12 protein-coding genes and 1 pseudogene are annotated in these 11,529 nt (G+C 39.1%); 7 read left to right on the top strand and 6 right to left on the bottom strand.

Features of this window, described 5'->3' with window-relative positions:
- Positions 1–37 precede the first annotated feature (37 nt).
- The 7 genes and pseudogenes from QVL57_RS03160 to QVL57_RS03130 all read left to right on the top strand — a co-directional run bounded on the left by QVL57_RS03160 (position 38) and on the right by QVL57_RS03130 (position 5,337).
- A complete protein-coding gene (locus QVL57_RS03160) occupies positions 38–685 on the top strand; it encodes a carbonic anhydrase (protein ID WP_290075668.1) in 648 nt (215 codons plus the stop codon).
- A gap of 170 nt (positions 686–855) precedes the next feature.
- Positions 856–2,277 (top strand): annotated as a pseudogene (ffh, locus tag QVL57_RS03155) (signal recognition particle protein); the annotation flags it as partial.
- A 57-nt stretch (positions 2,278–2,334) separates the two neighbouring features.
- Complete coding sequence (locus QVL57_RS03150; protein ID WP_290075666.1) at positions 2,335–2,613, top strand: chorismate mutase; 279 nt, start codon at positions 2,335–2,337, stop codon at positions 2,611–2,613.
- Positions 2,614–2,635: 22 nt separating this feature from the next.
- Complete coding sequence (rpsP, locus tag QVL57_RS03145; protein WP_290075664.1) at positions 2,636–3,001, top strand: 30S ribosomal protein S16; 366 nt, start codon at positions 2,636–2,638, stop codon at positions 2,999–3,001.
- A 134-nt stretch (positions 3,002–3,135) separates the two neighbouring features.
- Complete coding sequence (ftsE, locus tag QVL57_RS03140) at positions 3,136–3,795, top strand: cell division ATP-binding protein FtsE (RefSeq protein ID WP_290075662.1); 660 nt, start codon at positions 3,136–3,138, stop codon at positions 3,793–3,795.
- A complete protein-coding gene (locus tag QVL57_RS03135; protein ID WP_290075661.1) occupies positions 3,788–4,744 on the top strand; it encodes a hypothetical protein in 957 nt (318 codons plus the stop codon). The genes ftsE and QVL57_RS03135 overlap by 8 nt, the downstream gene beginning before the upstream one ends.
- 5 nt (positions 4,745–4,749) lie before the next feature.
- Positions 4,750–5,337 carry a YdcF family protein gene (locus tag QVL57_RS03130; RefSeq protein WP_290075659.1) on the top strand — a complete coding sequence of 196 codons (588 nt, stop codon included), beginning with the start codon at positions 4,750–4,752 and terminating at the stop codon, positions 5,335–5,337.
- Here the strand turns inward: QVL57_RS03130 and QVL57_RS03125 are convergent.
- The 6 genes from QVL57_RS03125 to QVL57_RS03100 form a co-directional block, all read right to left on the bottom strand.
- Entirely contained in the window at positions 5,324–7,288 is a 1,965-nt protein-coding gene (locus QVL57_RS03125; RefSeq protein ID WP_290075658.1) for a MacB family efflux pump subunit, read from the bottom strand. The genes QVL57_RS03130 and QVL57_RS03125 overlap by 14 nt on opposite strands.
- Before the next feature lie 6 nt (positions 7,289–7,294).
- Complete coding sequence (locus QVL57_RS03120) at positions 7,295–8,506, bottom strand: efflux RND transporter periplasmic adaptor subunit (RefSeq protein WP_290075657.1); 1,212 nt, start codon at positions 8,504–8,506, stop codon at positions 7,295–7,297.
- A gap of 46 nt (positions 8,507–8,552) precedes the next feature.
- The gene (locus tag QVL57_RS03115; RefSeq protein ID WP_290075656.1) at positions 8,553–9,359 is read right to left on the bottom strand and encodes an exodeoxyribonuclease III; all 807 of its coding nucleotides are present in this window, start codon (positions 9,357–9,359) and stop codon (positions 8,553–8,555) included.
- Positions 9,356–9,973 carry an outer-membrane lipoprotein carrier protein LolA gene (locus QVL57_RS03110; protein ID WP_290075654.1) on the bottom strand — a complete coding sequence of 206 codons (618 nt, stop codon included), beginning with the start codon at positions 9,971–9,973 and terminating at the stop codon, positions 9,356–9,358. The genes QVL57_RS03115 and QVL57_RS03110 overlap by 4 nt, the downstream gene beginning before the upstream one ends.
- A 176-nt stretch (positions 9,974–10,149) precedes the next feature.
- Positions 10,150–10,839 carry an outer-membrane lipoprotein carrier protein LolA gene (locus QVL57_RS03105; protein ID WP_290075652.1) on the bottom strand — a complete coding sequence of 230 codons (690 nt, stop codon included), beginning with the start codon at positions 10,837–10,839 and terminating at the stop codon, positions 10,150–10,152.
- A 79-nt stretch (positions 10,840–10,918) separates the two neighbouring features.
- On the bottom strand, positions 10,919–11,527 hold the full coding sequence (locus QVL57_RS03100; protein WP_290075651.1) for an outer-membrane lipoprotein carrier protein LolA: 609 nt from the start codon (positions 11,525–11,527) through the stop codon (positions 10,919–10,921).
- Positions 11,528–11,529 lie beyond the last annotated feature (2 nt).

Here is an 11,529-nt window from a genome sequence, read left to right as displayed (position 1 = left end):
ATATTTCTTTATTTTATAGCAGGATTAAAAAGAATTAATGACTACACTGCCAGAAAGCTTACTGCAAGGCTATGCAAGCTTTAAAAACAGCCTTAATAAAACAGACAAGCAGCATTACAAACAACTTGCCAGAGAAGGGCAAACGCCAAAAATTATGGTTGTCGCTTGTTGTGATTCTCGTGTTTCACCAGAAACTATTTTTAATACCGCACCAGGCGAAATTTTTGTGGTGCGTAATATTTCTAATTTAATACCACCATTTGAACCAGACGGCCAGCATCACTCAACTTCTGCTGCTTTAGAATATGGCGTACGAATCCTAAAAATCAATCATATAGTTATATTAGGGCATGAAAATTGCGGTGGTATAACTGGCGTTTTAAATAACACCATGAACCCCATAGCAAATAGCGATTTTATTGGCCAATGGCTAGATTTATTAACCCCCTTAAGCAAAGAATTACTAGCAGATAGCTCCTTAACTTTAAGCCAAAAACATACAGCTCTAGAGCAACTTTCGCTAAAGCAATCGCTATTGAATTTACGCAGTTTCCCCTGGATCAAACAATTGGAAGAAGCAAAGAAATTAAGCCTAAGCGCGGTATGGTTTGCTATAGAAAAAAGCGAACTATGGATATGGCAGGAAGCTAGCAAAACTTTTGAAAAACTAGCGCGGTCAGCTTGACTTTATGCTGTAATTATAGTTTACTGCAAAACTGCATTACTTATCTAACATTAAGTATTATATAAATATAAGCTAGGGCGCAATTATTGCACAGACCTTTAGCTAACATCCGACAGCGCAGAGCGTCCTCGGGTGCTTTATTTGTTTGTATAATATAGGGGCACAAAACTATGTTTGAATCTTTACAAGATAGACTTGGGCAGGTTTTTAACAATTTAACAGGCCGCGGCAGCCTTTCACCAAAAGATACCCAACAAGCCTTAGCCGAGATCAGAGCCGCTTTAATAGAGGCCGATGTTTCCTTACCTATTGTTCGCGGCTTTATAAAACGAGTAAGCGAAAAAGCGGTTGGCGCACAAATCATACGCTCTGTAAAACCAGGGCAAATGGTAGTTAAGCTAGTGCATGATGAATTGGTTGCGATTCTAGGCACGGATGAAGCGACTATTAGTTTAAATGCCGCAGCCCCTGTAGTGCTATTATTGGTAGGGTTACAAGGCTCAGGAAAAACCACTACAAGTGCTAAATTGGCCAAACGGCTAAAAACCCAAAAAGGCAAAAAAGTCCTACTAGCTTCACTAGACACGCAGCGGCCAGCCGCACAAGAACAATTACGGCAGTTAGCGGAGCAAATTCAAATAGAAAGCCTGCCTATTGTGCAAGGGCAAGGCCCAACAGAAATAGCAAAACGCGCTTTGGCTACCGCAAAATCTCAGTCTTTTGATATATTAATTTTAGATAGCGCTGGCCGTACCCATATAGATGAAAATTTAATGCAAGAGTTGCAGCAAATAAAGGTTGCCACTAACCCGCATGAGATCTTATTGGTAGCAGATAGCTTAACTGGGCAAGATGCCGTTAATTTAGCTTCTTCTTTTAATGAGCGTATGGCTTTAACTGGTATAATTTTAACTAGAATAGATGGCGATGGACGCGGCGGGGCCGCGCTTAGCATGCGAGCAGCAACTGGCCTGCCCATTAAAGCCGTTGGCGTGGGTGAAAAGCTTGATGATTTAGAAGATTTTTATCCTAAACGTATAGCCGATCGCATTTTGGGCATGGGAGATATCGTAAGCCTGGTGGAAAAGGCAGCGGAGAATCTGGATAAAGAAAAAGCAGCCGCTTTAGCAAAAAAGATGCAAAGCGGTAAGTTTGACTTTAACGATTTAGCCACTCAATTGCAGCAAATGCAAAAGCTAGGCGGATTAGGTAATATAATGAGTATGTTGCCTGGCGTAGCCAAGATGAAAAATCAGATTATGAACGCTGGCATAAATGACCAGCTCATACGCAAGCAATTAGCAATAATTTCATCAATGACTAAGCAAGAAAGAGCTAACCCAGATTTATTAAAACATAGCAGAAAGCAGCGTATTGCTAAAGGCTCTGGCACAGATGCAGCGCAAATCAATAAGCTTATAAAAATGCAACGCCAAATGGGCGACATGATGAAAATGATGGGCGATAAAGGCAAGGGTGGAATGCTACAAAAAATGTTAGGTGGCATGGGTAGCCCCGCTGGCTTAGGCGCTGGCGCTGATTTACCGAATTTGGAAGAAATGGCCAAGAGTTTTTCCTCTAAAGGGTTAAGTGGGCTAGCAAATAGCGTAAAACTGCCAGGGTTTTTCAAAGACAAATAGAGAAGTAAAATGGATAAAAACAATAAATTACTTGATTTGCGAGAATCTATAAACGATCTTGACGCCGCGCTAATACATATTCTAGCCCAGCGTTTTCGCATAATACGCGATATTGCAATATTAAAACGCCAAGAGGGCCGACCTGTATTAGATGAAGCTCGCCAAAAAACCCACATAGCGAGCTTGCAGCAAACAGGAGCCGATAGAAAATTAGACAAAGACTTTATTAACGAACTTTTTAGCTTGATTATGAAAAGATCGGTAAAAGAACAAGAAGAACTATTATAAGCTATATTAACAGGAGAAAATTATGGCAATAAAAATTCGTTTAGCTAGAGCAGGCTCTAAGAAACGTCCTTATTACCACATAGTGGTAGCAGATGCGCGTGCCCCGCGTGATGGACGGTTTATAGAAAAAATAGGCTCGTGGAACCCAATGCTAGCACAAGATGGCGAGCGTGTTAAGCTAGAAAAAGAGCGTATACAACATTGGATAAGCCAAGGCGCGCAACCTACAGACCGGGTTTTGCGCTTCTTAGATCAAGCTAATCTCTTAAAGCGCGAAAAACGCAATAATCCAACAAAAGCTTTGCCAGGCAAAAAAGCGCAAGAGCGTCTTGCCGCTGCTAAGGCAGCCGCAGAACAAGCAGCCGCAGCTGCTGCAAACGCAGAATAAAGTAAAACTTATTTCCTAAGAGCCGTGGACGCCTATAAAGCTCCATGGCTTTTATTTATTGAAAAATAGTTTTTGTCATTTGGCACTATTTTTGTTAAAATCACTACGAGAACGCAAAATTAAAGGGCTGGTGAGTGATTAAGTTTGAAAATGTTGGTTTGCGCTATGATTTAAATGCAGAAATCTTACATGATGTAAATTTTACTATAGAGCCCCAATCTTTTCAATTTTTGTCTGGTCCTTCTGGTGCCGGAAAGACCAGTTTGCTAAAGCTCATGTCGTTAAGCTTGCGACCCACACGCGGGCTTATTAATATTTTTGGGCATGATATAGCCTATTTAAAAGCAGAGCAAAAACCGGCGCTACGCCGCGAAATTAGCGTGGTGTTTCAAGATTTTCGCTTATTAGATCACCTCACAACCTACGAAAATGCCGCTATGCCATTTAAATTACGTGGTATTGATGAAGCTAGCTATCGCAGCGAGGTTGTAGAGCTACTAAGCTGGGTTGGCCTAAAAGATCGCTTGCATGTTTATCCCAGCGTACTTTCTGGCGGAGAAAAACAGCGTGCCGCTATAGCACGCGCCATTGTTACAAAGCCAAAAGTATTATTAGCTGATGAGCCAACTGGCAATGTTGACGCCGCCTTAGCCAAGAGATTATTACATTTATTTGTTGAGCTAAATAAATTTGGCACAGCAGTAGTGCTAGCAACGCATGATTTAAGTCTAATGAAGCAATTAAGTACTAAATGTTTAATTATAAACAATAAAAAGGTAGTTTCATATGAATAATTTAAAACATATGCTACCAAATAGCATGCAACAGTTTTTGTTTGCACCCAGCGACAATATAATACGCAACCAAAATGAGGCAAAAAACTCTCTAATAATAGGCATAATCATCATGAGTTTTTTATGCAGCTTAGCCCTTTGCAGCGCTAATCTACTACACCAAACTGCCGTGCGCTGGAATCAGCAAATTGCAAGCGAATCTACTATAGAAATAATACCAGACCCAACCCGAGATATGGCAAATGATTTAAATTTAGCTAGCAATTTAGCTATGGGCTTTGATGGTGTATATGACGCACAGATCTTAAGCGATGGCGCTACACGAGCTTTGCTAGAGCCATGGTTAGGCAAAGATTTTAATATGAATGCACTACCACTACCCAGGCTTATAATTATACATTTTACTGACAACAGTAAATTTAATAGCGAAAAATTTAGCGCTACCCTGCGTAAATACATACCAAACAGCCGTTTTAACAGCCATCGCAAATGGATAAAAGAACTCACTATTTTGGCCAATAGCAATATTATTGTAACTGCTTTTATCGTGTGTTTATTGGTTATTTCCCTAATTATTACTATAATTTTTGCGACAAATAGCGCAATTTCGGCAAACCAGGACATAATAAATATTTTACATTTTATGGGAGCAGAAAGCGGTTATATTATCAGACAATTTGAATTAGACTTTTTACAAAAGGCTGTTAAGGGCGCGGCCTTAGGAAGTAGCGCTACTATAATATTATTCTTTATATTTTTTATTGCTGCACCATATTATACTACAAGTGGCAGTAACATAGCCTTGTCAGCGTTTTTTAATAATTTTCGATTAAATGCTTTTTGTTATTTACAGATTATAATGCTAATTATTACCGTTTCTAGCTTAACAATAATTACAAGCCGCTTTACTATAAAGCATAAGCTAAAACTGTTAGACATGGTAGGCTAAAGATTATGAAGCTACGCTACCATTTATACAGCTTATGCCTTATCTTATTGGTAGGCTTTATAGCTTTTGCCATTTTGGTAGAAACAAACCGCGAGCAACGTAATATTCGCAAAGCAGACGCAATAATTGTACTAACCGGTGGTCACGCGCGCTTAAAAACAGCATTGCAATTGTTAAAGCAGCAAAAAGGTGCGCGTTTACTAATCAGCGGAGCTAATAAAAATTTAGACGATGCCGCTGTTATCCACGCGCTTGGTATAAATAACAAGGAACTAGCGCAAAAAATAGATATCGGCCGCCAAGCTTCCAATACAGCAGAAAACGCTACCGAAGCCGCAGAATGGGTAAAGAAAAATAATTATAATAGCGTCTATATAGTCACCAATGATTACCACATGCCCAGAAGTATGCTAGAGCTAAAGCTAACCTTGCCCAATACACAACTTATAGCCTATCCGGTAAAGGACTATAACAGTATAACCCAGCGCTTAAGACATTTAAATTTCGCTAGATTTTTCTTATTAAATTGCGAATATGTTAAATATTTAAAAACCAGCGGCAAAGCTATTATTAACGCTATTAATCACGGCTAAGGGCGCTAACCGGGTCTAATTTCGAAGCATTGCGCGCTGGCATAAAACCAAAGCCCACACCAATAAGGCTAGAAAATACAAAAGCCACGATAATAGAACTGGTAGAATATAATAATTTAAATGGTGCATGCACCAACTCAAAAACCAAGCTAAGCGAGAGCCCTAGCAAAATCCCAATAATCCCGCCCAGCATGCAAACCAACACTGCCTCTATAAGAAATTGCTGCAAAATATCACTTTGCCTAGCGCCAACCGCCATTCTTACCCCAATCTCATTTATACGCTCTGAGACTGTTACCAGCATAATATTCATAACCCCTATACCGCCTACAATTAACGATATTAAAGCAATGGACGACACCAGCAATGTTAATACTCCAACGCTTTGATTGACTTTTTTGCGAAATTCTTCACTATTTCTAATAAAAAAATCTTGCCCGCCATGGCGCATAGTTAAAAATTTTGTTACCGCTTGCTCTGCCGAGTTAGAATCAATATTATCCGCTACGCGCAATATTATCGATTGTACACTATGATCATTTCCTAAAAAGCGCGTTTGTACAGAGCTATAGGGCAGATATATTTGTAAATTTTTTGAAGCAGGACCAGTAGTATAATTTTTTACTATCCCAATAACTCGCCCTACGGCTGAGCCAATAAATAAAGTTTTGCCTAATATATTAGAGGCGTTTTTACCAAAAACAGTATCTGCCGTTTGCTGATCTATCACCATATCTAAATTACGGTTAAGAACATCTTCCTTGGTAAAAAAATTACCCTGTGCTAATTCTAATTTTTTTGTTACAAACAACTGCTCGCTTGCCCCTGTAACATTGGCATGAGCCGAAATATCGCCATAGCTAACTTGCGCATTACCAGATACCTCTGGCGTTACTCCAGCTACATATGGCTGCTGCTCTAAGGCTTTTGCGTCACTATCGGTAAGAGTGGTTATTAATCCGGCTCGTGCATCCGACATAGATTTACCAGGATAAATAGTAAGAGTATTAGACCCCAAACTATTAATATTAGCCATTATTTGCGCCTGCGTACCATTACCCAGCGCAACCATAGAGATCACTGCCGCAATACCTATTATAATACCTAGCATTGTTAAAAAACTACGCATAGGATTTGCCAGCAAGGACAACATCGACATTGCAAAAGACTCACGTAGCCTGTCAAAAACAGCGTTGCGTCCTTGGCTATGACTTTGCTGCGCTGCTTCTTGCACTAGATTTTTATCAAAAGGCGCAGTCTTATAATGCTCATTTAAATAATCTGCAATTATATTACCGTCGCTTATTTCGATAATACGCTGCGCTTTTTGGGCAACATTTGTATCATGGGTTACTATAATTATAGTTCGCCCGCCTTGATGTAATTCATCTAATATTTTTAAAACTTCTTCGCCACTATGCTTATCTAAAGCACCTGTTGGCTCATCAGCCAAAATTATCTCGGCATTATTAATAAGAGCCCTAGCTATGGACACACGCTGTTGTTGCCCACCAGACAGCTGATTTGGCTTGTGATATAAACGCTCCCCCAATCCCAGGCGCTGTAATAAAGCAGCAGCATGTTTAAAACGCTCAGCTTTAGCCATGCCAGAATATATAGCAGGAATCTCAACATTTCCCAACGCACTAAGCGCTGGTAAAAGATGGTAACGTTGAAAAATAAACCCGAAATAATTGCGCCGCAATTGGGATAATTGATCGGAATCTAAATCTGCAATATTTTGGCCAGCAATTTCATAAGCGCCGCCACTAGGCTTATCTAAACAGCCCAAAATATTCATCAAAGTAGATTTACCAGAACCAGAGGAGCCGATAATAGCTACCATTTCGCCTTTATTTATTGTTAAATTGATATCTTTTAGCACATAAACATCAGCTTCACCGGAGCGAAATACCCGCTTTATGTTTTTTAATACGACTAAAGGCTGCATAGTTTATTACCACATAGATCTAACATGGCGATATTTTTCTACATCTATAGCGCTACCATCATTAGAACCGGTAACAATTTCTTCTCCTGCCTTCAGGCCAGATTTTACTTCTACCATTACTTTATTATTAAGCCCAATGGTAATGTCGCGCTTGGTTATAGTGCGGCCAGATTTTACTAATATTTGCGCTTTATCACCCTGTAAATTCTGCAAAGCATTGGCCGGTATAAGCACAACATTATGCGCACTGCCAAGCAATATATGCACTTCACAGCTCATATAGGTTAATAAATCCTGCGCGCTATTATCAACAGTAAAAATACCATTATAATAAATTGCCGAACCGGAACTAGTGCCAGAGCTAGAAGGACTAAAGCTAATATCACCGCGTATAGATTCTGGAGCCGGCTCTAACATTTCTAACTTGGCTTGATAAATTTTATTTGGATTGCCTACCACGGTAAAATAAACTGGCTGCCCAACTTTAACCCTGGTAATATCGGCTTCAGATATCTGCGCATAAATACGCATGCGGCTTACATCGCCCAAAATGACTATAGTAGGTACCGATTGTACAGAATTAATATTCTGCCCCTCTTGTACCAAGGCCGCCAGTACAGTACCGCTAATTGGCGCTTTGATTTTAGTATAATCTAAATCTACCTTGGCTGTCTGCACGCCTATTTCTGCTTGCGTAATCTGCGCCTTTAGCCCTCGGATTTCTGCTTGGCTCATTTGCATCTGGGCCTTGGCTTCACTATAGCTACTTACCATTATGGCATTTGATTTTAATAAAGTTTTGGCGCGATCTAGTTTTTCTTGATTAAACTTTAGCTGAACTTCTTGCTGGGCTAATTTTGCTTGATAATTGTTTAAAATAGCTTGAGCGTTTTTTAGTTCATTTTCTTGCGTTGTCGGGTCAATCTGCGCCAATAATTGCCCCTGTTGAACCATTTTGCCAGGCACCGCATGCAGCGTTAAAATACGGCCCGTAGCGCGCGCGCCAACTGCCACTAACCGCTGCGGCTTTACAATACCACTAGCCAAAACGCTGCGCTCAATATTACCGCGCTGTGCCAAGGCCGTAATATATTTTGGCTCGGGTTGGGCAAAAAACATTTTTGCTACAAGCCAACATAATATCAACAGCCCTAATAACAATAATAATTTTTTATTTTTGAATAAATCAAGCATAAATATAGTTTTCAAATAAGTCATAGGCATAAATATAACATTTACACCATAAAAACAAAATGAATTTAAGTTAATTTAGTTCAAATCTTGCTATAACTGGTACGTGATCCGAAGGTTTTTCTATACCACGTAATTCTTTTGCTATGTCTATAGCGGTTAAATATTTAAGCAAATCTTCTGCCGCCCAAATATGGTCTAACCTTCTCCCGCGGTCGCTCACCTGCCAGTCGCGAGCTCTGTAGCTCCACCAGCTATATAATTTCTCAGGCGCTGGTATCGCTTCACGCACCACATCGCGCCAAGCTCCAGCCTGCATTATTTGATTCAACAGCTGTGTTTCTTGCGGAGTATGGGAAACCACATTCAATAATTGCTTATGACTCCAAACATCGCATTCTAACGGCGCAACATTTAAATCACCAACTAAAATAGAACTGATATTGTTGGGAGAAATACTATTTAAGCCACACATCTCTGTTAAAAAATCTAATTTATGCTTAAATTTAGGATTCAATTCCGGGTCAGGCTCGTCCCCACCTGCTGGCACGTAAATATTATGCAATAAAATATCTTTGCCGCTGATATTCATTTCTACACTGATATGGCGACAATCATTAAGTCCGCAAAAAAGCTGCTTTGAACTGCGCAAAAAAGGCAAGCGCGATATTATCGCCACGCCATTGTAAGATTTTTGCCCATTTATAGCAATATGCTGGTAACCGATATTCTGGAAGGCCGCTAAGGGAAAACAGCTATCGTCACATTTAGTTTCTTGCAAGCAAAGCGTGTCTATATCGCATTTTTGTAGAAAAGCTAGCACTGCCTCTATGCGCAGCCTCACCGAATTTATATTCCAACTCGCAAGAGAAAATTTCATAAAGGCCCTTGAGTGACATAGGGTTCAGGCCTTCTGAAAAAATCTTTTTCAAATTTTACATTTTTCTTCGTGGTTAAAAATTCATACGCTATGGCTTCATCCTTATCGATATGTACTATCGCAAATCTCTTCAAAACATAGTCTTTATTAAAAGTAAGTGTCAATTGAGCACCATCTTTGTCTGTTAAATATATAGTAATAATACCATCAACATCCTCCTCAAGGGACACATCCGAATAATCTACCACATCTATATTGTCACGACAGAAAAAATGCAATGGGGAATACTTAAACTCCAAAAGCTTTTGGCTGCGATTAGAGGCATCATTAATACCCACTATGGTATGGCCATTTGAAAGAATATTTAAACAAGCACTATAATCATAAAATTGTGCGTGATCTGGCCGCTGTATATAAATCCTACTAGAAGATGACCGGTCAAAAACATTACCGTAATAGTGATCCCTATTAACGTCATCTAAACATCGCAGCACAAACTTAGATTCTTCAGTACGCGTTTTAGTATATTTATTTAAAATAGCCTGCGCGCGCCTTTCCTCTTTTGAAGGAAAAAGAGTACGTTTACGTACAGAACGCCAAAATGAATCTTTCATATTTTGAAGAACAGCTGGAGGCAAAAAAAGATTAACGACTGAAATAAGTAACCCCAGAGACGGAACTATATACGTAAAAAATATATGCACCCAAACACCACCATTAATTAACTAAAATAGCAGCAGAACATATTATGCTCAAAATTGTCAAGTGAAAGGCAATTAGAAGCTGTACATCAGCGCTTCATAGCAATATCTTGATAGGGTATGGCAAACATATCTTCTTTAATTTCTACATCTTTTTTCGTGTTTGAAAATTCATAAGATTTCGTTATCTTATCATTATCTATTTCTTCATATTTTTTCAAAAAATTGCCTTTTTTAGGTTTAAGTATAGAGGCAAAAGTAAGTTTCAATTTAGCGCCACCTTTGCGTTCTAAATCTATTATAGTATCACCATCACTGTCATTACCGCACACCACCTTCGAAAAATCTGTCATATCTATCTTGTCACGACAGAAAAAATGCAATGGATGATACTTACAATCCAAAAACTCTTCGCTCTTACCAGAAGCAAGATTTGTATCTAATATCTTACTGCCGTCCGAAATAATAATTTTCCCAGGATCCTTCATATCAAGCCTTGCTTTATTTGGCCGCTTTATATATATCACACCCCTATTCACATTATTTATGGCATAGACGGAGTCTGAGTGATCTGTAATAACAACATCAGATTGTTCCGTACGCGTTTCCCTATATTTCTTTAAGAAATACTCAGCTTTTTTTCGCATGTACCATTTTACACAATAGTTCCAAATTAAGTTTTTATTGTGTTGAATAATTACTGTAACTGTAGCAGTAAAAAAACTTGAAATAATTGACGTCAAAAACCCAAATACACTCATAAAAAACTTATGCAACATAACACCCCCCTTAGCTAAAATATCAGCAGAACATATTACACTCAGAGCTGTAAAATAAAAAAAGCAAATAGACTAATCATTACCGCTTCATAGCGATATCTTGGTACGGTATGGCAAACATATCTTTTTCAAACCCGACATTTTTTTGCCTATTCAAAATCTTTACCGTTGTTGGTAAATTTTGTGCATCTATCAATGTCCATTGCTGCAATTCATGATCGCGAGCACCAAAACTCAAGCGCAAAGAGCCATTGCCCAATTGTCTATCGCGCAAAATTATAGTAACCAGATTGCCATTACGCGTTACCCCAGCAAGCTGGCCCTGGCGCAAATCTATGCTATTTGCCAGCAGCATTTTCATAGGTGTTTGGCTCAGATTATACAAATCCCAACTATCCAATCGCGTATTATTTATTGCTACAGAGGTACCGTCTGCTATTATATTAAGCGGGGCGTCTTTATAAAAAAATCTTATTTTACCAGGCCGTTCTAGATAAAAAGTTCCATGGGTTCGCTCACCATGGGGGCCAATTTGTATAAAATCGGACATTTGTGTAGCTGTAGCAGCAAAATTGTCCAAGATATTCTGGGCTGTAGCTTCAGCACTAGCCGCATAAGCCTTTTGGCTAAACAACGCCAGCCATATTAGGCTAGCAAAAATAGCTGATTTTTTTATTATTTTAAACATCA

This window comes from Bartonella sp. TP, assembly GCF_030406085.1.
GTDB lineage: Bacteria > Pseudomonadota > Alphaproteobacteria > Rhizobiales > Rhizobiaceae > CALTWN01.
Note: the sequence above shows the minus strand (reverse complement) of the source record. Positions and strands in the feature narration are given on the sequence as shown.